At 50.9% G+C, this 25,453-nt stretch carries 18 protein-coding genes, 1 tRNA gene and 2 pseudogenes; 14 read left to right on the forward strand and 7 right to left on the reverse strand.

Translation table 11 applies throughout. The features are described 5' to 3' along the window. Nucleotides 1-288 precede the first annotated feature (288 nt). The 8 genes and pseudogenes from ACSBQV_RS15160 (at nucleotide 289) to ACSBQV_RS15195 (ending at nucleotide 9,178) form a co-directional block, all read left to right on the forward strand. Entirely contained in the window at nucleotides 289-531 is a 243-nt protein-coding gene (locus ACSBQV_RS15160) for an ash family protein (protein WP_099784667.1), read from the forward strand. Next, nucleotides 426-734 (forward strand): hypothetical protein, encoded by a 309-nt coding sequence (locus tag ACSBQV_RS15165; protein WP_099784669.1) that lies wholly within the window; start codon nucleotides 426-428, stop codon nucleotides 732-734. Before ACSBQV_RS15160 ends, ACSBQV_RS15165 begins: the two co-directional genes overlap by 106 nt. Before the next feature lie 223 nt (nucleotides 735-957). After that, nucleotides 958-2,082, forward strand: coding sequence for an HNH endonuclease (locus tag ACSBQV_RS15170; RefSeq protein WP_241900777.1), 1,125 nt, complete (start codon nucleotides 958-960; stop codon nucleotides 2,080-2,082). 198 nt (nucleotides 2,083-2,280) lie between these two features. Then, nucleotides 2,281-2,785, forward strand: a pseudogene (locus ACSBQV_RS15175) (integrase core domain-containing protein). Nucleotides 2,786-3,740: 955 nt separating this feature from the next. After that, nucleotides 3,741-6,335, forward strand: a complete 2,595-nt coding sequence (locus tag ACSBQV_RS15180) for a sensor histidine kinase (protein ID WP_099797263.1) — start codon at nucleotides 3,741-3,743, stop codon at nucleotides 6,333-6,335. 20 nt (nucleotides 6,336-6,355) lie between these two features. After that, nucleotides 6,356-7,009 (forward strand): response regulator, encoded by a 654-nt coding sequence (locus ACSBQV_RS15185; protein ID WP_099783224.1) that lies wholly within the window; start codon nucleotides 6,356-6,358, stop codon nucleotides 7,007-7,009. Next, entirely contained in the window at nucleotides 6,987-7,586 is a 600-nt protein-coding gene (locus ACSBQV_RS15190; protein WP_158234579.1) for an HNH endonuclease, read from the forward strand. Before ACSBQV_RS15185 ends, ACSBQV_RS15190 begins: the two co-directional genes overlap by 23 nt. 5 nt (nucleotides 7,587-7,591) lie before the next feature. Next, entirely contained in the window at nucleotides 7,592-9,178 is a 1,587-nt protein-coding gene (locus ACSBQV_RS15195; protein WP_434991460.1) for an Eco57I restriction-modification methylase domain-containing protein, read from the forward strand. A 195-nt stretch (nucleotides 9,179-9,373) separates the two neighbouring features. Here ACSBQV_RS15195 and ACSBQV_RS15200 read toward each other — a convergent pair. The 5 genes and pseudogenes from ACSBQV_RS15200 to lptF all read right to left on the reverse strand — a co-directional run bounded on the left by ACSBQV_RS15200 (nucleotide 9,374) and on the right by lptF (nucleotide 14,950). Beyond that, nucleotides 9,374-10,632 (reverse strand): annotated as a pseudogene (locus ACSBQV_RS15200) (tyrosine-type recombinase/integrase). Nucleotides 10,633-10,838: 206 nt separating this feature from the next. Then, nucleotides 10,839-10,923 (reverse strand) — tRNA-Leu (locus ACSBQV_RS15205). Between the two features lie 990 nt (nucleotides 10,924-11,913). After that, the gene (locus ACSBQV_RS15210) at nucleotides 11,914-12,633 is read right to left on the reverse strand and encodes a LuxR family transcriptional regulator (RefSeq protein WP_099783231.1); all 720 of its coding nucleotides are present in this window, start codon (nucleotides 12,631-12,633) and stop codon (nucleotides 11,914-11,916) included. A 152-nt stretch (nucleotides 12,634-12,785) separates the two neighbouring features. After that, nucleotides 12,786-13,856, reverse strand: a complete 1,071-nt coding sequence (gene lptG / locus ACSBQV_RS15215) for an LPS export ABC transporter permease LptG (RefSeq protein ID WP_033641698.1) — start codon at nucleotides 13,854-13,856, stop codon at nucleotides 12,786-12,788. After that, nucleotides 13,856-14,950, reverse strand: coding sequence for an LPS export ABC transporter permease LptF (gene lptF / locus ACSBQV_RS15220; RefSeq protein ID WP_099783233.1), 1,095 nt, complete (start codon nucleotides 14,948-14,950; stop codon nucleotides 13,856-13,858). The genes lptG and lptF overlap by 1 nt, the downstream gene beginning before the upstream one ends. 282 nt (nucleotides 14,951-15,232) lie before the next feature. On the opposite strand from lptF, the gene pepA reads away from it, so the two are divergent. The 5 genes from pepA to ACSBQV_RS15245 all read left to right on the forward strand — a co-directional run bounded on the left by pepA (nucleotide 15,233) and on the right by ACSBQV_RS15245 (nucleotide 22,706). Further along, nucleotides 15,233-16,744: a leucyl aminopeptidase gene (gene pepA / locus ACSBQV_RS15225; protein WP_004933352.1), complete on the forward strand. Its 1,512-nt coding sequence runs from the start codon at nucleotides 15,233-15,235 to the stop codon at nucleotides 16,742-16,744. An 84-nt stretch (nucleotides 16,745-16,828) separates the two neighbouring features. Beyond that, a complete protein-coding gene (locus ACSBQV_RS15230) occupies nucleotides 16,829-17,278 on the forward strand; it encodes a DNA polymerase III subunit chi (protein ID WP_099783236.1) in 450 nt (149 codons plus the stop codon). 12 nt (nucleotides 17,279-17,290) lie between these two features. Beyond that, nucleotides 17,291-20,167 (forward strand): valine--tRNA ligase, encoded by a 2,877-nt coding sequence (locus ACSBQV_RS15235; RefSeq protein WP_308348912.1) that lies wholly within the window; start codon nucleotides 17,291-17,293, stop codon nucleotides 20,165-20,167. A gap of 200 nt (nucleotides 20,168-20,367) precedes the next feature. Further along, complete coding sequence (locus ACSBQV_RS15240; RefSeq protein ID WP_033636872.1) at nucleotides 20,368-20,871, forward strand: GNAT family N-acetyltransferase; 504 nt, start codon at nucleotides 20,368-20,370, stop codon at nucleotides 20,869-20,871. Between the two features lie 227 nt (nucleotides 20,872-21,098). Beyond that, complete coding sequence (locus ACSBQV_RS15245; protein ID WP_099783240.1) at nucleotides 21,099-22,706, forward strand: GMC family oxidoreductase; 1,608 nt, start codon at nucleotides 21,099-21,101, stop codon at nucleotides 22,704-22,706. 15 nt (nucleotides 22,707-22,721) lie between these two features. Here ACSBQV_RS15245 and miaE read toward each other — a convergent pair whose 3' ends face one another. Both miaE and rraB read right to left on the reverse strand, forming a co-directional pair. After that, nucleotides 22,722-23,486 carry a tRNA isopentenyl-2-thiomethyl-A-37 hydroxylase MiaE gene (gene miaE / locus ACSBQV_RS15250; protein WP_015376459.1) on the reverse strand — a complete coding sequence of 255 codons (765 nt, stop codon included), beginning with the start codon at nucleotides 23,484-23,486 and terminating at the stop codon, nucleotides 22,722-22,724. 179 nt (nucleotides 23,487-23,665) lie between these two features. Next, complete coding sequence (gene rraB / locus ACSBQV_RS15255) at nucleotides 23,666-24,091, reverse strand: ribonuclease E inhibitor RraB (protein WP_025305115.1); 426 nt, start codon at nucleotides 24,089-24,091, stop codon at nucleotides 23,666-23,668. 162 nt (nucleotides 24,092-24,253) lie between these two features. On the opposite strand from rraB, the gene argF reads away from it, so the two are divergent. Next, nucleotides 24,254-25,273, forward strand: a complete 1,020-nt coding sequence (gene argF, locus ACSBQV_RS15260; RefSeq protein ID WP_099783242.1) for an ornithine carbamoyltransferase — start codon at nucleotides 24,254-24,256, stop codon at nucleotides 25,271-25,273. Nucleotides 25,274-25,453 lie beyond the last annotated feature (180 nt).

Consider the following 25,453-nt stretch of genomic DNA (forward strand, 5'->3'; position numbering starts at 1 on the left):
TAGAGGATTACTGAGCATAACATTCATTTAGAGAATGGAATGCCATGAATTATATTCACTATATATAGACAACATTACAAATATAAAAGAGCACCATAAATAACTGCGAGCTGCATTCCAATCCTAAAAGCAAACAAACTGTAATTCCATACAGCTTATTTTTTCCTTTTACTGATAACGCTATAGTTTTTTTCGCTGCGGCAAAATCCGTAGCCGGAGTTAGCGTTCCGAACACTTACACAAGGCAGCATTATGTATATAATGTTGGGGCTTTAAACATCCAGAATTATGGTGGCCCAAGTGGGGGCTTCGCAAGAAGCGCCGGTTTCCTTCGTGTCCGGTAACGCTAACTCCGCTTGGGCTACCACCATGGGTTTAGCGTCTCATGTGGTAGTACGCATACTACACACTAAGGATAAAGACACATGGAAAATGTCGCCATCACCGAAAACACCACAAGTACCCTCACCCTTTATCGCCAACTGTTTAACCACCTCGATCTTAGCGCTTTTAATCCCTCAGAGCTCTTAGACCTGGCAGCACTCTCTGCCGAACAGGCGGAAGGGCTGTGCCACGGGCTGATGCTGTTCGGCCACTTGCTGCAAAAGACCCCACAGCTGGATCCCGAAGGCTGGGAGCAACTGAATCGCTATCTCAACGCTACAGCGCATCTGGTTCCTGCGTTGTGTAATCTTTATGGGCGGGCGTTGCGGGAGATGGAAGCCTGCGGCTAACGTAAATGGCAATCAGGGCGATGCTCATCGCCCTTCCCACCCACGATTTCCAATAGATCTGACTGACATATCACAACAAAAACATTCATCAAGGTAGGCATTTCCTCCCCTACCTGGCATAGTTAACGCATTCGGTAAATCGATGAGTTAACTGCTGGGTATTGATGCATACTGCTCTCGTCAGCAAGCACATTGCCCAGAGCCTACTCGGTAATGTGAGGGAGTGGTTTTGGCAACTGCAATAGAGGCGTTATCTTCAAAAGAATCCGTTTTAAAAGCCATCGAAGAATATAAAAAAATTGGCCGAGATGAATTCTTAAAACAACATAAAATAAAACGATTTAAAAAATTCACCCTTCATTACAATGGCGAGAAGTACGATATCCGAGGCATTGCCGCTAGAGCATACAGTGAACAGCATGGCTATCCGTTTAAGGGAATAAATGCCGATAGCGGCACGGAAAAAGCCATCCAATTTCTCAAAGACCTCGACTTCGATATCGTCGAAACGCCGCATCCTTTTGAGATACTGGAAAAAGACGAAGTTTATAAACGTAAATACCTTCACGACCTCTATGGAGGGCAAGAACAGGGCGGAATATCGACACCTAAAGAATTTCCCGTGATCTTTATTTTCACCGGCGAGACTGGCGAAACGCATGGGTACAAAGATGGATGGTCTAACAACGACCACTTCTCCTACACGGGAGAAGGCCAGAAAGGTAACATGCAGTTTACCAAAGGCAATAAAGATATCCGCGACCATAAAGAGAATGGTAAGGATATACTTTTATTTGAATATAACAAAAAACGTACGGGCGTGAAATTTGCTGGGCTATTTGAATGTGATTCATGGAACTACGCTGAATGTGAAGACACCCAAAAAAACATGAGGCAAGGGATAATTTTCAATCTATTCCGTGTATCTTCTGCTCAAGATGCTGATCATGATCTTATCTCATCAGAAGTAGACCAGAAGGAGGAGACTCTAGAACAGTTGCGCGCAAAGGCTATAAAGTCTTCAGAGATATCAGGCCAGCGCCAACAGAGCGACAGCAAAAAATCCTGGTTCAAACGCAGCGAAGACGTAAAAAAATACGTGCTGAAGCGCGCCAATGGCATCTGTGAAGCCTGCGACCAGCCGGCACCGTTCAAGAAAAAGAATGGCGAGCCCTACCTAGAACCCCATCACACTAAACGCTTAGCCGACGAAGGCCCCGATCACCCGCAGTGGGTGGGCGCCATCTGCCCAACTTGCCATCGACGGATTCATAGCGGAGTGGATGGGAAAGAGGTGAATAAGCAGCTGATGGTGAAGTTGGAGTTGAAAGAGGCCACTATCGGTTAAAAGTTGCCGACAACAGCGTGCTACCTGTCAACTTCAAAACCGAGTTTGTGCAGTATCATAGGAATAATAAGGAAAAACAGGGAACCTCAGCATGTCAGTACCTACTTACGACCAATTCATCGAGCCGTTGAGTTGCTCTCCATTGATTAGTATATCCCGATGTTAGTAATGTCTTCATAAGTCACATGAGGGCACCCCATGAAGAAGCGTTTTTCCGACGAGCAGATCATCAGTATTCTCCACGCGGCTGAAGCCGGGATATCCGCCCGTGAACTCCGCCGCAAGCACGCCATTTCCGATGCCACGTTTTACACCTGGCGTAATAAGTATGGCGGTTTAGAAGTGCCCGAGGTTAACCGTTGCCTTCGGGATTTCAGGCGTGCAAGTTACGCGTTTTCAGGACAGCATTGCGCTGTTTCGCGGCTACCCGGTTACGATAAGAATAGATCAGGGGCCGGAATTTACCTGCAGCGCGCTGGATCAATGAGCCTTTGAGTGCGGAGTGGAGCTGCAACTTATCCAGTCCGGTAAGCCGGCACAGAACGGATTTATTGAGAGTTTTAACGGACGCTTTCGCGATGAATGCCTGAATGAACACTGGTTCAGAGACGTCAGTCATGCCTGGAAGATCATCCGTGAATAGCGTCAGGATTATAACGAGTGTCGCCCGCACTCCACGCTAAATTATCAGACGCCGTCTTAATTTGCGGCGGCTTGGAGAAAGTGACATTCTGAGAGTGAAGGATCCGACATGACTAACTAAACGTTGTATCTAATCCTGGGGGCAGGCCAGCTATACATTATCAACACGTAATAGTACTGAGCCACTTAGTCAGCTAAGAACTAAATATAGTCATTCGCTCCATGAGGATTACACTTTTAAGTGATTCAGGGTATGCGCTTACTGGTTACGAATCTCGGGCGAGAATCATGTGATGAGCGCCGCTTTTCTTTCAAGCCAGTAGGTGCTCTACGTTCGCTAACGAACACTCAGGGCATACAGATTAACTGCTGGCTATATTTCTTTCGAAGAAGGTGGAATGAATACCGGTTGATTACTGAAAAATCGGAAATCTCAAAAAGTGCGTGGAATTAAAATGGGTGTGCTTACACCATCAAATGCTGGTAACATAGCACGGGGCAGGTTCTAAAAACCAAGGTCGGGCGGTAGCGTGTTTTCAATGACACAAGATTAAGCAATTGGCACCCTGCATAGTAAATGAACTAGCTTCCGCTCCTGTTGACGTTCCAGACCTTCCTATAGTTAAAGCATAGCCTCCCGCGTTATCTATGCTCGAATTTAATCAGCGGCAACTCGGAAAAATAACTTAACGTGATGATTTTTTTCGAAATATATGATCGAATGAGGTTTTACACACGACCTCGACAAGTGACTAAGGGTTATATAACTAGATAACAGAGTACAAATACCTATGTTTTAGAAAAAACATTGAGTATTTAATTCATGCATGAAATTAGTATTAAATATATAATTTCAAATCATTATAAAAGCTCAATAACTAACAACCTAAAACACACAAAGACTATATTCATGACTGTTCTCTAACAATGAGAAACATTTATCACAATACCCTCGCAAAAAGTTTATCTAACTTACAGTATCAATATCCAATTCAAAGAAAAGGTTCGTAACGCTTATGGATAACACTAAAGAGTTTGTTAATTTCAATGTTTCGGCACGAACAGCTCGCCTTATTGGAAGAGAGAACGTTGCGACATCTGACGGCGCTGTTATAGAATTAGTAAAAAATACATACGATGCCGATTCAGAATATTGCATTGTTTATTTTGATATACCTTACCCTATAACACCTGAAATAATAAAAGAGGATAGTTTCAATCAATTATCATCGCATGCACTAAATATGCAGTTAAACCTACAAGATTTTTATGAGCAAAATAAAATTACGTTTGAATGGGAAAGGCATGAATTTAACCCTACCAAAGGAACTATTTCTGAAGAGATAGAAAGATTAAAAAAAGAAAGAGCCGCTGAAAATGAAAAATTAAGAGTTTTTTTTGGCTCATTCACAAATATTTATATCATTGACAATGGCGAGGGGATGGATTCTGAAACGATAAAGAAAAACTGGATGACAATAGGCACAGATAATAAAACCTATGATATTAAATCTAAGGGGGGTAGAACGAAATCTGGAGCAAAAGGAATTGGTCGATTTGCTCTGGACCGTCTTGGTCGGCTTTGCACATTAAAAACAAAAACTGAAAAATCCAATGGGATAATTTGGAAAGTTGATTGGGATAGTTTTGAGCAAAATGGAAAGAACATAAATGAAATCTATGCCACAATTGAAGTTCCTGACATAAACAACAATATAAACACATTGTCTATTTTCCCCCCTGAAATCATAGAGCAAATAAAGACAGGGCTAAATAAAAGAAAAAGCCCATTAGATTTAGAGAAAACTTTATCGACTGGTACAATTATTAAAATATCGTCTGTTAGAGATCATTGGAATGAACTCGCAATAAGAAACTTAAAGGATAGATTAGAGTCTTTAGTTCCACCATCCGAAGATACATCATTTCAATTATTTTTGTTCTGCAATCACACATCCAAATATAATGGACTATTGCAGCCAGAGGTTTGCGAGGATTATGACTACAAATTAGAAGTTAACTTAGATAAAAAACTTAATTTAACTGGGCGAATAATTAGAAATGAGTATCGAATAGAAGATATCCCTCCGGTATTTTTCCAAAATAATGAAACACAAAATTTAAAAGATAAAGTAAAAAATTTAAACTTTCCTTTATCAAATTTAATGCCGGGAATCAGTGATATGGAGTTAAGTAAAACAGGCCCATTTTCCTTCACTCTCTATTTCATGAAACGAGCTGTACCTAATAAATCAGACACTGAAAAATATTATCAAAAGAAAATTGATACAACTAAACGCAGTCTATGGCTTGACAGCTATGGTGGCATAAAATTATTTAGAGATAACTTTAGAGTCAGGCCTTACGGAGAAAGAGGCAGTTCTTCATGGGATTGGTTAGAACTTGGTAACAGAGTAGCTCTTAACCCTGCTCAGGTTAGTCGACATCGACACTGGAAAGTAAGCCCCAATAACATCACTGGTGTAATCAACATTTCGAGAATTGACAATCCATACCTAGAGGATAAATCCAGTCGAGAAGGTGTTCAAGAGAATGAATCTTTTTTATTCTTCAAGAATATTATTGAAAAGTTAATAAAAATATTTGAAGATGATCGTAGCTTTTTCTTTAGCGAACTACTTAAGTTTAATCAAAAGAACTCCACATCGCCAAGCGATGGAGAAATATCCAAGCGAGATATAGAAAAAGCCACACAAATTGCTAACGATATTTATCAAAAATATAAAAATAAAAATGATGGTTCAAAGCGAAAATCGAAAAAAACAGATAACGAAACCATTGCCACTGTTTATTTAAAAGAAAAAGAGGAAAAAGAGGAGTTAGAACAAGAACTCACCGAAATGCGTGAGGAGAATTCCCTGTTACGAGTATTTGCATCCAGTGGTGTGACAATCGCCTCTTTTACTCATGAATTAGAGAATCTTCAGATTAAGTTAGGAAGTAGGTTTGATGAGATAAGGCAATTAATCTCCCCCTTAATTGATGAGGCATCCCTTTCTAATGCCTATAAATATGATAATCCTTATTATCGATTGGAATTATTTGAAAAAGAAGATAAAAAATTAAAGCAGTGGTTACAATATACACTTAGAACCATACGCAAAGATAAACGAAACCAGCAATACATTAACATTTCAGATTATCTTGAAAATTTCAAAACTGAATGGAGTGATACATTAGAAGAGCGTTGTGTCAATCTTACACTACAGAATAAAAGCATTGATTATAGCCTAAAGTCATATGAAATTGACTTAGATTGTATTTTTAACAATCTTCTAATAAACTCCTTAGATGTCTTCATTCGCAATGAGGTATCGAGTGAGTTTCGAAATATAGAAATTTCCACTGAAAAACTACCTGATGGGTTCCATATTAAATATAAGGATAGTGGACCCGGATTAAGCAAGGATATCAAAAATGCACAAGATATCTTTCAAGCAACCTATACCACAAAACGGGATAATTCGGGTAAAGAAATCGGTACTGGTATGGGTATGTGGTTAGTAAAAAAATCACTTGAACAATACAATGCCACTTGTGAAATATTACCAAGCACTTCAGGTTTTTCACTTGAAATAATATTCCCATAAGTAAAGAAAAGGAGATACTTATGAATAAATTTAGGATGGGATACCTTGACGAAGATGAGTCAGATATAGCACGTTTCTACGACTTCATAAAAAAATATGATATATATGAGTTTATTGACTTCAAACCTAAGTCATCTATTGAAGAATTAATAGATGAAATCAATTCAAGCAACTTAGATATATTAGTCATTGATTTCCAAATCAATGAATATGTTAACATTAATTATAATGGAGTGAAAGTATTTGACTCTATTAGAAATAAGCGAAGAAATTTCCCTTGTATTATCTTAACGTCATTTGCAGATGATGCCATTTCGGAATCTTTCGACACACATATAGTATACAGCAAAAGCATTCCATTTGGCAGCGATACAGAAAGTAAAAAGCTATTTGAATTTAAAATCCGTAAAAGCATCGAACATTACATTAATGAATTACAAAGAGCATCTAGTGAATTTGCAGAGCTAACATCATTAAATAACTTGACATTAGAACAAGAGAACAGGCTCATTGAATTAGATGATTTTTTAGAGTCTAGCTTAAATAACGATGTGAAATTACCAAAACACTTAAAAAACTTACAGCATGTTGAGAACATTAAGGAATTAGTTGTTCGTGCTGAAGATATTTTAGAAAAACTGGATGCTTTATATGTTCCCACTGAGAAAAAATGATCCAAAACGAACAGCACAAAAAAAATTAAATAAATATAACTCATATAAAGAAGCCTTATCAAAGGATTTTTTTTGCTGTTGTGGCTACTGCGGAGCTCATCATGTATATTACGGTTCAGGAAAATGTTTTCACATCGATCACTTTGCTCCCAAAAGCAAGTTTAAACATCTAGAAAATGAATATAGTAATTTGGTTTACTCTTGCCCAACTTGTAATATTGCCAAAAGTAATGACTGGTGTGGTAATAATGAGAACGAGTCTATTCGCAACGGCATTGGATATATTGAGCCTTGTGACACCCAATACTCTGAGGCGTTTTATAGAGACTCATCAGGGAAAATAAGATATAAAGAGGGTAATTCAGCAGCAAAGTACATGTATGACAAACTTAAATTTGGTTTAAGACGTCATGAAATATTTTGGTTAGCTGATTATTTTTATGAACTGGTGCCAAGAATAAGCCAAAAACTTAAAGAAACCCCAGAGAACAATCCATTACATGTCGAGTTAAAGTCATTATTGTTAGACGTCATCGACCAAATGGATAAATACCGACAACTACAACGAGAATTGTAAAAACAATGAGTAAAGAATTCGGGGTTTTTTATACACCACAATTTCTTATTGATTTTATTATAGATAAAATTTCGCCTAAGATTTTGAAAACGAAGAGCGTTAACGTTCTCGAACCAAGTGCTGGTGATGGGCGTTTCATAGATAGCCTTATGAAAAAAAAATCTCAATCATCTATAAACGCGTCTCTAGTTGAAATAAATAGTAAATCCGCGAAATCTCTTAATGAAAAATTCATTAACAAAAAAAACATTAAAGTTATAAACCATGATTTTTTATATTATGAGAACGAGCACAATTTTGATATTATCATAGGCAACCCACCATATATTTCCAAAAAGCATTTAGCGAAAGAACAAATAGAGAAATGCCGTGATATACTCCTAGCAGCATCAATACCAACCTTAGCAGATAAAAACATATGGACTTCATTTATTATTCGCTGCACTAAAATGCTTGATAAAAATGGGGTTATGGCTTTAGTTCTTCCATTCGATTTATTACAAGTTAAGTTCGGTAGTTATATACAGTCATATCTTACATCAAAATTTTCACGAATCGAAATATACACTTCAAACAAGTTAGCTTTTGATAAAACTGAGCAAGACACTATAATTCTATTCGCATATAAGAATGCCAAAGAGAAAGGCTTATTTGTAAATAATCTCTCATTTCATGAAAATGAGAAGAACAAAACCAACCTAATATACCACTCCAAAAATGAGTGCAGAGAGTTAATTTCTCAAGACAGTAATATTAAATGGAGCTCATTAAGCTTATCTGATTCCGAATTAATTTTCTTAACGAAAATATCTAGTAAATTGAAAGAAATAGGGAATTATGTAACATCCAGACCAGGGATAGTAACTGCAGCTAATAACTTTTTCATAGTTTCGAAAAAGAAAATAGTAGAATATTCCCTACACAATTACGCTCTCCCAATAATTCAAAAGAGTCAGTTTTTTCAAAAGAAAATAATTTTCAGCAGAAATGATTTCGAACATCTGGTTAAATTAGACAAACCGAGTTTTTTCGTTGACTTAACTAATTACGTTAGGGAGTCATGTGAACGAGTTGAAGACTATTTGAAACTTGGCGAATCTTTAGAGATTCATCAGCGGTACAAATGTCAAAGAAGAAAAGAATGGTACATTGTGCCAAAAGTATCACCTGGTGAAGGCTTTTTCTTTAAAAGATGTAGTGAATACCCTAAGATTCATAAAAATGATTGTGAAATCCTTACAACAGATGCTGCATATAATCTTACTGCTAATGAAGATTACAACATTGACTCTTTAATTTACTCATTTTACAACCCTTTAACTTTATGCTTTGCTGAGTTATATGGGAGATATTATGGTGGCGGCGTATTAGAACTTGTTCCAAACGAATTTAGAAAGCTTCCGATCCCATACAGAGAAACGTCACCGGAAGATTTTTTAACTTTTTCTGAAAACTTTAACAACAAAGTTAATATTGATGAAATCTTATTAACTAGTGGCAGGGATGTATTATCAGATTTTGTAGATGAAAATGAATTCAAAAAAATACTTAGCATATATAAAAAACTTATTCACCGTAGATTAAAAATCTAATATAGTTACCCAACTCTACCGGTAGGGTTGGGTAACTATATGCAACCTTTATTAACTCTGTCGTATAAAAACCCCAATTCACACCCCTTATATAAAATAAATATTTCAAACTCAAAGGCCGAGCCTCTGTATTTCTATAAGATGGTTAGCATGTGTTTATAAATAATTAATTTATTTCTTTATTATTAACGATATTTAAAGATTTCTTCCAAAATAAAACGGACTAATAGCCTTATCACAATTTATTTCCAGAAAATCAACCCACCACTGAAACATCAATCGACAATCATCAAGACGCTCCGCCTTGTTAATGTAAGCCGTGCGCAAAGAGTTGCGCTCTATATAGCTCATCTGCCGTTCTACCGCATCCCCCGACCGTAACCCCGATTCAATCAACGAGCTATAAGCCATCGTCCTGAAGCCATCCCCACAAATATCGACCTTTGTGTCATAGCCCATAACACGCCGCGCCTTATTAACCGTGTTTTCACTCATCGGTTTGCGAGGATCATGATCGCCAATGAAAACAAAATCACGCTCACCACTGCTCTTGTGAATCTGTTTAAGGATTGCTAATACTTGGCGAGATAACAGCACTAGATGAAGTGTCCGCATTTTCGAGCCACGCTTTGAATGCTTCACACCTTCAATAGCTTGTCTTTCAGCCGGTATCGTCCACATTGCCGTATCGAAATCGATCTCAGACCAGCGGGCAAATCGCAATTCACTGGAACGAATGAAGATTAACAACGCTCGCTCAATAGCCTAGCAGGTCAAAGGGCGTCCCGTGTAACCGTCAATTCGGTAGAGCAGTTCAGATAGGCGTTTCAACTAAAGTGTTGGGCAATGGACACGATTACTGGAAGCAACTGCTCCTGCCATTTCCTGGGCGGGGCGGGATTGTAATCAATCAAACCACTTTGCACCGTATATCGTATGATTGCTGTGGTTTGCTGCTGAAGGCGAGAAGCAACTTCAAAGCGACCTGTTGCCTTTACAACTTTAATCGGTACAAGCAGGTCGCGGGTCTTCAACTCTTCAATACTACGCTTGCCAATAGCAGGAAACAGATTGTCTTCCAGGCTCTTCAGCACCCGCGTCGACTGTGATCCTCTGACCATTTCTTATTAGCTGCGTGTCACTCTCTGGTAACTGACTCAAAGGTAATAGCCTCTTTCGCCTACTCTTCTTTCACTGCACATTTGTGTTGACAGGGATCGATACCGACAGCAACAAGCTTTCTTGCCTCTTCCCTTTTTTGACGAGCATCTGCCAATGACGTTTCGGGGTAAACACTAGAAGCCATCAGGTGCTACTTACCACCAAAACGAAAGCGGAACCGCCAGTATTTTGAGCCGTAGGGTGAATAAGCAAAAACATGCCATCCACATCGACAAGGGGGTACTCCTTTTTCGCAGTTTCTCAGAACACACTTTGGTATCTGTCAGAGCCATAAAAGTTCTCCATCCATGTACCTCTTTGAGTTTACAACCATTATAGAACCAGCAAATATACTCGTTTCTATACTCACAGGCGGCTTGATGTGGGTTGACTCAGATTGGCTTCTGTTGAAAGGAAAATCGCGGAAAGCCTTGTGTGGTGCGGATCCCAGGCACAAAAAAACCACCTTTCGGTGGCTTCTTGTTCGCGCGGTACTTAATGGTGCCGAAGGCCGGACTCGAACCGGCACGTATCTCTACGGTTGATTTTGAATCAACTGCGTCTACCGATTTCGCCACTTCGGCACTGAAGTAGTATGCGGAAAACGGGTGAATTATACCTTCCCGCGACCAGCACGCAACACTTATCCGTTGTTCAATGAGTTAAGTGTCGAAAAAACCGCCGCCATGCGCGTTTGTCCGCCCCATCTTCTCGCTCCACGCCCTTCACAACCCTGTTAATGGTGAGCAGGCTGTTGCAACGAGCATCCAGGATAAGGCGCCACACTCACGCAATACCATCCGATCCCAGGTTCTAGCATCGTTGCACAGAGCAATGATGGCTCCTGTACCGTATGTCACTCACTCCCACGAACCAGAGCCGCTCGCCCAACTGGCGAAACAGGTTCAGGAACCCGCCACGCGGAAAGTAGCACCTGCCCGCCCATCGCCACTGTCTCCCCCTGCGCCTGGCAAAAACAAAATAATCCCCAGCCGCAATGGCAATGCTGCAAATAATTGCACGCCAATGTGTCAGCGAATAAAGAATGAGGTTGCGCAACATTCCGAGAACACTATTTTTTCATTAATGAATGTCAGATGGGGAAATAAAGAAGCGGAATGCTGCCTTCAGGGGAGAGACGCTATTTCGGTTAGATGGGGGTTATCTAAAATCACCAGAAAATAGCGTACATACGTAACAAAATAGCAACTCAAGGCGTAAAAACCAGCAGAGAACACTTGCCTCTGCAGAGTTAATAGCTTTAAGATGATGTAAGAAAATTTTCCCTGGTGTTGGCCAATATTGGCAGCCTGACCTACGCGGTCAGGTTTTTTTTTTATATTTTTTATCAAAACATTACCGGGAAAGTGTATCGCCTTAAGGGGTGAGAAACTAGTTAGACTAAAGTACAGTCCCTTACTAGACCTTTATCAGTTCATGCAGGTTATTATTTTAAAGCGCAGAGATCGGGGCCGGTGCTGTATTGCTTCCCTCTCGTGAGCCGCCACGCTGCCCACTCAATACCGATTAACGCCCGTCATTTCCCGGTTCGAAAGCTGCCGTGAGCGAGCAGCCTATCCCTCCACCGGTTTAATCAGCCGCAGCTCCATCCCCAGGCGCACGGCATGTCGGGCATTCGTGACCCCCAACTTTTTGACGACGTTGGACATATGGTACTTGATGGTGCCGGTCTTTATGCCCAGGATCATCGCCGTTTCCTGGTAGGTTTTACCCACGCTGGCCCAATAGAGGATTTCGTTTTCCCTGTCGGTAAAGCGGGCGTTGCCTTCCAGCGCGGCGGCGTTTTTATCTGACGGCGGGGCCAGCGCCAGATACGACTCATGGATTGAGGCCAGCAATACCGAGATTTCACCTTTACGTTCGATGAGCGCCGGGATGATTTCCGCTTTCTGTTCTGCGCTGAAGGCAAAGGAAAGCGTGACGAGATTGTTGTTGTAATCGTGCAATACGAAGGTATAGCCGTGCGTCACGCCAAACTCGCGGGCCTGCTCGAACAGTTCGGGAAAATGCAGCCCTGCGTCCGCCATGATTTGCTCGTCCCAGGCGAAGGGGGTCAGGCGGTTGCGGGCGGTAATCACCACCGGATCAATGTACTGCAACCCCTGCTCTTGATACTTGTTGACCCATTCAGTCGGGTAGTTGGTGACGCCAAAAATACAGGAAATGTCTTTTTTGGATAACACCACATACGCCCACAGGAGCTCGCCCAACTCCCCCAACGCCGCTTCCAGGCGCTTGCCGATGATATTGCTGAGATTGTATTCGTCTTCCATTGACTGCCCGCTCCCTCTATCCGCATGCCGCAGGGTTGACTATAGCACGACGAAAAGCGACAGGTCGGGGGAGTGGTTCACCGGGGGCATGCCGCCCCCACAAAAAAGGCGCGGCCCCATGGCCACGCCTTTCTTCACTACCGATCGCCCCGCTACTTGCGTTTGAGCAGCATATACACGCTGATCAGCAGGAACAGCATGCTCGGCAGCAGCGCCCCCAGCACCGGCGGCATGCTGTAAACCATGCTCAGCGGGCCGAAGATCTGATCCAGTACATAGAACAGGAAGCCGAAGCTGATGCCGGTCACCACGCGGATGCCCATCGGCACGCTGCGCAACGGGCCGAAGATGAACGACAGCGCCATCAGCATCATCACCGCCACCGACAGCGGCGAGAAGATTTTTCGCCACATGTTGAGCTGGTATTTGTTGGATTCCTGGCCGCTCTGCTTCAGGTACTTCACGTAGTTGTGCAGCCCGCTGATGGAGAGCGAATCCGAATCCAGCGCCACCACGCCCAGCTTGTCCGGGGTCAGGTTGGTTTTCCATTCGCCGGTCAGCGTCTGGGTGCCGGTCACCTGTTTCGGGTTGGTCAGATCCGAGGTGTCCACCTGCGAAAGCTGCCACAGGCCGTTCTCAAAGCTGGCGGTGGCGGCATAGCGCACCGTCTCCAGGCGACGCTGATCGTTAAAGTGGTAGATGTTGACGCCGGAGAGTTCTTTATCGCCGGAGACGCGCTCGATGTAGATGAAGTCGTTGCCGTCCTTCGCCCACAGCCCGCTCTTGGTCGAAAGCAGCGAGCCGCCGTACATCTGCTGGGCGCGGTAGTTGCGCGCCATCTGCTCGCCCTGCGGCGCCACCCACTCGCCGATCGCCATGGTCAGCAGCACCAGCGGAATGGCGGTTTTCATCACCGAGCCGGCGATCTGCAGGCGGGTGAAGCCGGAAGCCTGCATCACCACCAGTTCGCTGCGCGTCGCCAGCTGGCCCAGGCCGAGCAGCGCGCCGAGCAGCGCCGCCATCGGGAAGAAGATCTCGATGTCTTTCGGCACGCTCAGCAGGGTGTACATGCCGGCGCTCAGCGCAGTGTATTCGCCCTGGCCGACCTTGCGCAGCTGATCGACGAACTTGATGATGCCGGACAGCGACACCAGCATGAACAGCGTCATGATGATGGTGTTGAAAATCGTTTTACCGATATAACGGTCTAATACGCCAAACATCAGGCCGCTCCTCTCAGGCGTGCGCGCAGTTTGCGCATCGGCACGGTATCCCACAGGTTCAGCGCCAGCGCCAGCGCGAAGTAAACGCCGTTAACCAGCCACAGCCACAGCATCGGATCCAGCTTGCCCTTGCCGGCGTTGGAGCGCAGCGAGGTCTGCAGCAAGAAGAAGATCAGGTACAGCAGGATGGCCGGCAGCATGCTCAGCACGCGGCCCTGACGCGGGTTCACCACGCTGAGCGGCACCACCAGCAGCGCCATCAGCGCCACCGACACCACCAGCGTCAGGCGCCAGTGGAATTCGGCGCGCGCGTCCGGATCGTTGGATTCCCACAGCGTCTGCATCGACATCTGTTCGGATTCGGTGTTATCCGCCGCCACGGTGCGGTGGCCAATCACCGCCTTGTAGTCGGTGAAGTCGGTAATGCGGAAGTCGCGCAGCAACGCGGTGCCTTCAAAGCGGGTGCCCTTGTCGAGCGTCACCACCTGCGAGCCGTCTTTCTGCTGCACGATGTTGCCGTGCTCAGCCACCACCACCGACGGGCGTTGGTTGCCGTTCGGCCGCAGCTGCGCCAGGAACACGTCGTTGAAGGTGCTGCCCTTCACGTTGCCGATAAACAGCACCGCGTTGCCGTCCTGCGAGGGTTTGAACTGCCCTTCCGCCAGCCCGGCGATGCTCGGGTTGGCCTTGGCTTCGTTCACCACCACGTCCTGATAGCGCGAGGCCCAGGGGCCGGCCCAAAATACGTTCACCGCCGCGATCGCAGAGGTGAGCAGCGCCAGGATCATGGCGGCGATAATCAGGGTGCGTTTACCCAGCCCGCAGGCGTGCATGACGGTGATTTCGCTCTCGGTATACAACCGCCCAAGCGTCATCAGCAAGCCGAGAAACAGGCTCAAAGGCAGGATGAGCTGCGCCATTTTCGGCACGCCCAACGCGAGCAGAGAGAGTACTAAGTTTGTCGGGATATTGCCGTCCACCGCGTCGCCCAACACCCTGACCAAATTCTGACAAAAGAAGATCAGAAGCAGGATGAACAGGATGGCGATTTGGCTCTTGAGCGTTTCCCGTACCAGATATCTTATGATGATCACGCTTATTACGCCTGTGAAAACTTGTCTTTTTGCAGGAAAATCGATAATTTCATCGTTAATCCGCCATTTATTCTCATCATATGGCAACCTTCACAGCTAAAATAGTATTACAACATCAAGCCGTTTGGGTGTCCTATAGGAACTTGCTTATAGTCGCCAAAACAGAGCAATTTATGCCGTTCAGGTTAACATAATCCGTTAACTCAAATGGCAGGAGATCGTTACGGAGTCGGTTATTCTAGCCGTAGCGTCCGCCTTTGTCTTTAAGATTCAGGAGAGTGCATGGAGTTCAGTGTAAAAAGCGGTAGCCCGGAAAAACAGCGCAGTGCCTGTATTGTAGTCGGCGTTTTCGAACCGCGCCGCCTGTCCCCTATCGCAGAACAACTCGACAAAATCAGTGATGGTTATATCAGCGCATTGCTGCGCCGTGGCGAACTGGAAGGCAAGGTCGGGCAGACGCTGCTACTGCACCATGTGCCCAACATTCTCTCCGAGCGCATCCTGCTGATCGGCTGCGGCAAAGAGCGCGAGCTCGATGAGCGCCAATACAAGCAGGTGATCCAGAAAACCATCAATACCCTCAACGACACCGGCTCGATGGAAGCGGTCTGCTTCCTGACCGAACTGCACGTGAAAGGCCGCAACACCTACTGGAAAGTGCGTCAGGCGGTAGAAACCGCCAAAGAGACGCTCTACACCTTCGATCAGCTGAAAAGCAACAAGGTGGAGCCGCGTCGTCCGCTGCGCAAAATGGTGTTCAACGTGCCGACCCGCCGTGAGCTCACCAGCGGCGAGCGCGCCATCCAGCACGGCCTGGCGGTGGCTTCCGGCATCAAGGCGGCCAAAGATCTCGGCAACATGCCGCCGAACATCTGTAACGCCGGCTACCTGGCCTCGCAGGCCCGCCAACTGGCGGACGCCTTCAGCACTAACATCACCACCCGCGTCATCGGCGAACAGCAGATGAAAGAGCTGGGCATGAACGCCTATCTGGCGGTCGGCGCCGGTTCGCAGAACGAATCATTGATGTCGGTGATGGAATATAAGGGCAACCCAAATCCGGACGCTAAGCCGATCGTGCTGGTAGGCAAAGGGCTGACCTTCGACTCCGGCGGCATCTCGATCAAACCGGCCGACGGCATGGACGAGATGAAATACGACATGTGCGGCGCGGCGACCGTGTACGGCGTGATGCGCGTGGTGGCGGAGCTGAACCTGCCGCTGAACGTGATCGGCGTACTGGCCGGCTGTGAAAACATGCCGGGCGGCCGGGCGTATCGTCCGGGCGACGTGCTGACCACCATGTCCGGCCAGACCGTCGAGGTGCTGAACACCGACGCCGAAGGCCGCCTGGTGCTGTGCGACACCCTGACCTACGTCGAGCGCTTCGAGCCGGAGCTGGTGATCGACATCGCCACCCTGACCGGCGCCTGTGTGATCGCCTTGGGCCACCACATCACCGGCCTGATGTCGAACCACAACCCGCTGGCGCACGAGCTGCTGGGCGCTTCCGAGCAGGCCGGCGACCGCGCCTGGCGCCTGCCGATGGCCGACGAGTACTACGAGCAGTTGGACTCCAACTTCGCCGACATGGCGAACATCGGTGGCCGCCCTGGCGGCGCCATCACCGCCGCCTGCTTCCTGTCGCGCTTCACCCGCAAGTACACCTGGGCGCACCTGGATATCGCCGGCACCGCCTGGCGCTCCGGTAAAGCCAAGGGCGCGACCGGCCGTCCGGTGGCGCTGCTGTCTCAGTTCTTGCTCAACCGTGCAGGCCTGAACGGCGACGATTAAATCTGAGCGGTAATTCAGGTATAATCCCAAGGGGCACAGCATGCTGTGCCCCTACATTTTTTTATCGGCAGCGGTGGATCCTTAATGAAACAGGCGACGTTTTATTTGCTCGAGAACGCGGAACCGTCAGGCGCGCTCAGCGCCCATGAGGCCGTGGCCTGCGCCGTTGCCGCCGAACGCTGGCGCGCCGGCAAGCGGGTGCTGATCGCCTGCGAGAGCCAGGAGCAGGCCCAGCGGCTGGACGAAGCGCTGTGGCAGCGCGAGCCGCATGAATTCGTGCCGCACAACCTGGCCGGCGAAGGGCCGCACTACGGCGCGCCGGTGGAACTGTGCTGGCCCGGCAAGCGCGGCAATGCCCCGCGCGATCTGCTGATCGCCCTGCTGCCGCAGTTTGCCGATTTTGCTACCGCTTTCCATGAAGTGGTAGACTTCGTTCCTTACGAAGACACTCTGAAACAGTTGGCGCGCGACCGTTACAAGGCCTATCGCAGCGTCGGCTTCCATTTGACCACGGCTACGCCGCCAACTCACTGAATACGATAAAGAATGGAAAAGACAAACAGTCAGCTCGACACCGCATACGACCCAAAACAGATCGAACAGAAGCTGTACGATCATTGGGAGAATCAGGGTTACTTCAAGCCGAACGGCGACACCAGCCAGGAAAGCTTCTGCATCATGATCCCGCCGCCGAACGTCACCGGCAGCCTGCACATGGGCCACGCGTTCCAGCAGACCATCATGGACACCATGATTCGCTATCAGCGCATGCAGGGTAAAAACACCCTGTGGCAGGCGGGCACCGACCACGCCGGCATCGCCACCCAGATGGTGGTGGAGCGCAAGATCGCCGCGGAAGAAGGCAAAACCCGCCACGACTACGGCCGTGACGCGTTCATCGACAAAATCTGGCAGTGGAAAGCGGAGTCCGGCGGCACCATCACCCGCCAGATGCGCCGTCTGGGCAACTCCGTGGACTGGGAGCGCGAGCGCTTCACCATGGACGAAGGCCTGTCGAACGCGGTGCGCGAAGTGTTTGTCCGTCTGCACAAAGAAGATCTGATCTACCGCGGCAAGCGCCTGGTGAACTGGGATCCGAAGCTGCGCACCGCCATCTCCGATCTGGAAGTGGAAAACCGCGAATCCAAAGGTTCCATGTGGCACCTGCGCTACCCGCTGGCCGACGGCGCGAAAACCGCCGAGGGCAAAGACTACCTGGTGGTCGCCACCACCCGCCCGGAAACCGTGCTGGGCGATACCGGCGTGGCGGTCAACCCGGAAGATCTGCGCTATAAAGACCTGATCGGCAAAGAGATCATTCTGCCGCTGGTCGGCCGCCGCATCCGCATCGTCGGCGACGAACACGCCGATATGGAAAAAGGCACCGGCTGCGTGAAGATCACCCCGGCGCACGATTTCAACGACTACGAAGTCGGCAAACGCCACGGCCTGCCGATGATCAACATTCTGACCTTCGACGGCGACATCCGTCAGGAAGCGGAAGTGTTCAACACCCTGGGCGAAGTCTGCACCGACTACTGCAACGAAATCCCGGCCGAGTTCCGCGGCCTGGAGCGCTTCGCGGCGCGTAAAGCGGTGGTTGCCGCCTTCGATCAATTGGGCCTGCTGGACGAGATCAAACCGCACGACCTGACGGTGCCTTACGGCGACCGGGGCGGCGTGGTGATCGAGCCGATGCTGACCGACCAATGGTACGTGCGCACCGCGCCGCTGGCCAAAGTGGCGGTGGAAGCGGTCGAACAGGGCGACATCCAGTTCGTGCCGAAGCAGTACGAAAACATGTACTTCAGCTGGATGCGCGACATCCAGGACTGGTGCATCTCGCGTCAACTGTGGTGGGGCCACCGCATCCCGGCCTGGTACGACGTGAACGGCAAAGTCTACGTGGGCCGCAGCGAAGAAGAAGTGCGCAGCGAGAACAACCTGGGCGCCGACGTGGTGCTGACCCAGGACGAAGACGTGCTGGACACCTGGTTCTCGTCCGGCCTGTGGACCTTCTCTACCCTGGGCTGGCCGGAGCAGACCGAGGCGCTGAAAACCTTCCACCCGACCAGCGTGATGGTCAGCGGCTTCGACATCATCTTCTTCTGGATCGCGCGCATGATCATGCTGACCATGCACTTCATCAAGGATGAAAACGGCAAGCCGCAGGTGCCGTTCAAGACCGTCTACATGACTGGCCTTATCCGCGACGACGAAGGCCAGAAGATGTCCAAGTCGAAAGGCAACGTGATCGATCCGCTGGACATGGTCGACGGCATCTCGCTGGAAGATCTGCTGGAAAAACGCACCGGCAACATGATGCAGCCGCAGCTGGCGGAGAAGATCCGCAAGCGCACCGAGAAACAGTTCCCGAACGGCATCGAGCCGCACGGCACCGACGCCCTGCGCTTCACCCTGGCGGCGCTGGCCTCGACCGGCCGCGACATCAACTGGGACATGAAGCGCCTGGAAGGCTACCGCAACTTCTGTAACAAGCTGTGGAACGCCAGCCGCTTCGTGCTGATGAACACCGAAGCGCACGACTGCGGCTTCAACGGCGGCGAGAAAGTGCTGTCGCTGGCGGATCGCTGGATCCTGGCCGAATTCAACCGCACGGTGAAAGCCTACCGCGAAGCGCTGGACACCTACCGCTTCGATCTGGCGGCCAACATCCTGTACGAATTCACCTGGAACCAGTTCTGCGACTGGTATCTGGAGCTGACCAAGCCGGTGGTGAGCAACGGCAGCGAAGCGGAACAGCGCGGCACCCGCCACACGCTGATCACCGTGCTGGAAGCGCTGCTGCGCCTGGCACACCCGATCATTCCGTTCATCACCGAAACCATCTGGCAGCGCGTGAAGCCGCTGACCGGCACGACCGCAGACACCATCATGCTGCAGCCGTTCCCGGCCTACGACGCCGCGCTGGAAGACGAGCAGGCGCTGAACGATCTGGAGTGGATCAAACAAACCATCATCGCCGTGCGCAACATCCGCGCCGAGATGAACATCGCGCCAAGCAAAGCGCTCGACGTGCTGCTGCGCAACTGCAGCGCCGACGCCCAGCGCCGCGTGCAGGAGAACCAGAGCTTTATCGCCCGCCTGGCGCGCCTGGAATCCATCGCGCTGCTGCCGGCCGGTGAGAAAGGCCCGGTCTCCGTCACCAAGCTGGTGGACGGCGCCGAGCTGCTGATCCCGATGGCCGGTTTCATCGACAAGGACGCCGAGATCGCGCGTCTGGCCAAAGAGATGGGCAAACTGGATGCGGAAATCGCCGCGATCGAAGGCAAGCTGGCGAACGAAGGCTTCGTGGCGCGCGCGCCGGAAGCGGTGGTCGCCAAAGAACGCGATCGCCTGGCGGCCTGCAAAGAAGGCAAAGTGAAGCTGCAGGAACAGCAGGCGACCATCGCCGCGCTGTAATCCACCGGCTCACGCCAACGCCTGAAAAACAGCGGGGTCTTCCCCGCTGTTTTTTTATCGCCGTTGCATCCGGGCCGGGTTAGATGTTATTACAAGATATTACTGCTGCAGGGACGCCGCCGGGAAATAATCCCCGGCGCGTTTCGTGCTGCGATAAAAACGAAAAACGAACGTGGTCTCTTTCAATGGCGAGTGTAAACATGACAACAGCAACCCCGGCGCGCCTGCTGGTGCGCCCCATTACGGCGGAAGACAATGCCGCCATTGCTCACGTCATTCGCGAAGTCTCCGCCGAGCACGGCCTGACGGCGGATAAAGGCTATACCGTCTCCGATCCCAATCTGGACGCCCTGTATCAGCTCTACAGCCTGCCGCGCAGCGCTTACTGGGTGATCGAGGTGGACGGCCAGGTCGCCGGCGGCGGCGGCATCGCGCCGCTGCAGGGCGGCGCAGACGATATTTGCGAATTGCAGAAGATGTATTTCCTGCCGGTATTGCGCGGCAAGGGATTGGCGAAACGCCTGGCGCTGCAGGCGCTGGATTTCGCCCGCCGGCACGGCTTCCGCTGTTGTTACCTCGAGACCACCGCCAGCCTGACGCAGGCCGTCGCGCTGTACGAACACCTGGGCTTTGAACACATCGACCACGCGATGGGCGCCACCGGCCACGTCGATTGCGAAGTCACCATGCTGAAAACGCTGTAATCGCCCCCCGCCTCTTCATCAGGGCGCAGCTTGCTGCGCCTTTTTTATTAATATCGCAATCAATCAGTAAAACTCGCTATAACGCCGTTTTTCAAGCAGATAAACTGACGTTAAAAACCGCGATGTAAATTTAATGTGAAGTTCGTTAATAAATTAACGATCGTAAATTGACCGCTTGCTCCCCCGCGCTACTCTGCCAGTATCCCAATCGCGCACGGAGAGCTGTCATGTCGGAAAATACCTTTGATTACATCATCGTCGGCGCCGGTTCCGCCGGCTGCGTGCTGGCGGCGCAGCTGATCCGCCGCACCCAGGCGCGGGTGCTGCTGCTGGAAGCCGGCGGCGACGACAATAACCTGTTTATCAAGATGCCGGCCGGGGTGGCCAAGATCATCGCCAAAAAAAGCTGGCCCTACGAGACGGAGCCGGAACCGCACGCCAATAACCGCCGCATGCAGATCGCGCAGGGCAAGGTGCTGGGCGGCAGCAGTTCGGTCAACGGCATGATCTACCTGCGCGGCCAGCCGCAGGACTACGACGACTGGGCCGAACGCTATGGCTGCGCCGGCTGGAGCTACCGGGAGGTGCTGCCCTACTTCAAACGCGCCGAGGCCAACGAAAGCCTGTCCGACGACTACCACGGCGCCGACGGGCTGCTGCCGGTCAGCGAGAACCGCTATCGCCATCCGCTGAGTATGGCGTTTATCCGCGCCGGCCAGGAGTTGAACCTGCCCTATCGCAACGACTTCAACGGCGACAGCCAGCACGGCGTCGGTTTCTACCAAACCACCACCCGCAACGGCGAGCGCGCCAGCACCGCCCGCACCTACCTGAAGGCGGTGCGCGACGAACGGCGGCTGGTGGTGAAACTGAACGCCCTGGCGCACCGGCTGACCTTCGAGGGCAACGTCGCCACCGGCGTGGTCTACAGCCAGAACGGCGGCGCGGAAGTGACCGCACTCGCCACCAAAGAGGTGATCGTCAGCGCCGGCGCGGTCGGTTCGCCGAAGCTGCTGATGCTGTCCGGCATCGGCCCGCGCGACCACCTGCAGCAGCTGGGCATCGAGGTGCGGGCGGATCTGCCGGTGGGTAAAAACTTCCACGACCACCTGCACATGTCGATCAACGTCAGCACCCGCGAGCCGATCAGCCTGTTCGGCGCCGATCGCGGCCTGCAGGCGCTGAGCCACGGTGCGCAGTGGCTGGCGTTTCGCAGCGGCGTGCTTTCGTCCAACGTGCTGGAAGGCGCCGCCTTCACCGACAGCCAGGGCGATGGCCGCACGGACGTGCAGATCCACTTCCTGCCGATGCTCGACAGCTGGGACGACGTGCCCGGCGAGCCGCTGCCGAACATTCACGGCTTCACGCTCAAGGTCGGCTACCTGCAGCCGAAGGCGCGCGGCGAAGTGCTGCTGCGCAGCAGCAACCCGCGCGATCCGGTCAAGCTGCACGCTAACTACCTCGGCCACCCGGACGATCTGGCCGGTAGCGTGCGCGCGGTGAAGTTCGGCCTGGGCTTCCTGCAAACCGCGGCCCTGAAACCGCTGATCAAAGATCTGCTGATGCCGCAGCCGGAATGGACGCGCGACGACGCGCAGCTGGAAGCCTTCGTGCGCAACTTCTGCAAGACGGTGTATCACCCGGTGGGCAGCTGCCGCATGGGGCCGTCGCCGCAGGACGCGGTGACCGATCCGCAGCTGCGTGTACACGGTTTTGAACGGCTGCGGGTGATCGACTGCTCAGTGATGCCGCAGCTCACCAGCGGCAATACCAATGCGCCGACCATTATGCTGGCGGAAAAGGCGGTGGATTTGTTGCTGGGCGCGCCGCAGTAAGGACGCGCCTCAACGTCAGGCGGCGGCGGGCACGCCGCTGTGAAAACGCAGCTCGCTGTCCGGCGACAGGATCAGTTCAGCTTCGAGGCGGCCGAAATGCGCCACCCGTTCGCTGATGTCGCCGCCGGCGATCTGTTCCGCCAGCGTCAGATAGTCCTGATAGTGGCGCGCTTCGGATCGCAGCAGCGAGACGTAAAAGCGGTTCAGCTCATCGTCCAGGTGCGGCGCCAGTTTGGCGAAGCGTTCGCAGGATCGCGCTTCGATGTAGGCGCCGCAGATCAGTTTGTCGATCAGCGTCGCCGGATCGTGAGTGCGGATCTCGCGGATCATCCCCTTGGCATAGCGGCTGGCGGTGATCTTGCGATACGGGATCCCGCGCGCCTGCATGATCTCCAGCACCTGCGAGAAATGATGCAGTTCTTCCTTGATCAGCAGCACCATGCGATCCGCCAGATCCTGGCCGTAGGCCGAGCCGTTTTTCGGCAGGATCTTGCGGGTGAACTGACCCTGACGGAACAATGTATCGGGCGCGCCCTGCGCTTCGTGCAGAAACGCCTCGTAGGGCCGCAGCAGCGCCAACAGCGCGTCGCCGCTCTCTTTGTCCGCCACGTAGCGGCGGATCAGCCACATGCCGGTCTGCGCGGCTTTCAGCTCGCACACCAGGTGGTCGGTCAGCAACAGCTGCAGGTTTTCCGGACGGCGCGCGGCGTCGATCCAGGCGTCGGGAGTTTCACAGTGCAGGAAGCTTAAAATCGGGGCTAGCAGGGATTGGTATGTCATGGCGTCATTGCCCTATGTATTTCAAGTTGCAGCTAGGCGGCCAGCTCACTCATCCCCAGGAGCTTACTCAGGTAAGTGACTGGGGTGAGAGAGTGCAGCCAACAACGCTGCAGCTTGAAAGACGACGGGGATATCAGGGGCCGGCGAGAGCCGGCCCACAGGCATTAATAGGAAAGGAATTAGTGGCGTTTGCCGTCGTCGTCTTCGTCGATATAGTCGCCGTCTTCGTCATCCTCACCGTCTTCACCGTTCGGATCTTCGAAGTAGGTGCCCCAGCCGTCGTAGTTGACGCCGCAGCGCTCCGCCAGCGCCACCAGCTGCTCGACCTGAGCGTCGATCAGCTCGGCGTTCAGGCCGACTTCGCTGATCACGTCGCAGCACATCACCATCGAACCGTCTTCCACTTCCAGCTCTTCGGCGTCGGTCACTTCGTAGCCCAGCTTGAAGGCTTCAACGGCGGCCTGCTCCAGAACCTCAAATTTCTCGGCGGACAGGTGGTGCTCGATGGTGTAGAGCGCGTCCGGATCGCTGCCGTCTTCCAGCAGCTCTTCGATGATCAGGCGGGTCTCTTCACGTTGTTCTTCCAGCAATTCGCGGTTTGCCATGCCTATATCCTCAAGTCAAATGGCCTTCATTCCTTCTATTTTCACACACCGCCGACATTGCTTCCACGATAAACGTGAAAGATTTCCTCACTGGGGTTGAAATTGAATATTCATACATATAAAGTGAATTTTAATTCAATTAAGCAATCAGGGAATCGGACTATGAGCACCGGCAATGCGTTCTACCAACGTCACTTTCTGAGGTTAATGGATTTCACCCCCGCCGAGCTGCAGGCGCTGCTGCGGCTTGCGGCCGATCTGAAGCAGGCCAAGAAGCAGGGGCGGGAACAGCGCCGGCTGCAGGGCAAAAACATTGCGCTCATCTTCGAAAAAGACTCAACCCGCACGCGATGCTCTTTCGAAGTTGCCGCATTCGATCAGGGCGCGCAGGTCACGTACCTCGGCCCGAGCGGCAGCCAGATCGGCCATAAAGAGTCGATGAAAGACACCGCCCGGGTGCTGGGCCGCCTGTACGACGGTATTCAGTACCGCGGCTACGGCCAGGCACTGGTGGAAACCCTGGCGCAGCACGCCGGCGTGCCGGTGTGGAACGGCCTGACCGACGAGTTCCACCCTACCCAATTGCTGGCGGATCTGCTCACCGTGCAGGAACACCTGCCGGGCAAGGCGCTGAACGAAGTGAAGCTGGCGTACGTCGGCGACGCGCGCAACAACATGGGCAACACGCTGCTGGAAGCCGCCGCGCTGGCGGGCATGGATCTGCGGCTGGTGGCGCCGAAGGTCTGTTGGCCGCAGCCGGAACTGGTGGCCGAATGCCAGGCGCTGGCGCAGCAAACCGGCGCGAAACTCACCCTGACCGAAGACATCGCCGAAGGGGTACAAGACGCCGATTTCCTCTACACCGACGTGTGGGTGTCGATGGGCGAACCGAAAGAGACCTGGCAGGAGCGTATCGCGCTGCTGCGGCCGTATCAGGTCAACATGGCGATGCTGAAACTGACCGGCAACCCGAACGTGAAGTTCCTGCACTGCCTGCCAGCGTTCCATGACGACCAAACCACGCTCGGCAAGCAGATGGCGCAGCAGTACGATCTGCACGGCGGCATGGAAGTGACCGACGAGGTGTTCGAGTCGGCGCACAGCGTGGTGTTCGATCAGGCGGAAAACCGGCTGCATACCATCAAGGCGGTGCTGGTCGCCACGCTGAGCGCAACGCTCTGACACGCCTCTCCCTCCGCCCTGGCGCCCCCGGCCAGGGCGGCTAATATATTCCTGGAATATCAAATAGCGCATTGGCCTTTGCCCGCCGCGGACAAAGGTTCTACCCTGACAGGCCGACGGCGCCCGCGCCGTAAAAACCAACGATAACAAACCGTTCGCAGCGCCGCCTTGCGGCGCCTT

The sequence above is a fragment of the Serratia sp. B501 genome, assembly GCF_051172315.1.
In the GTDB taxonomy this organism is placed as follows: Bacteria; Pseudomonadota; Gammaproteobacteria; order Enterobacterales; family Enterobacteriaceae; genus Serratia; species Serratia ureilytica.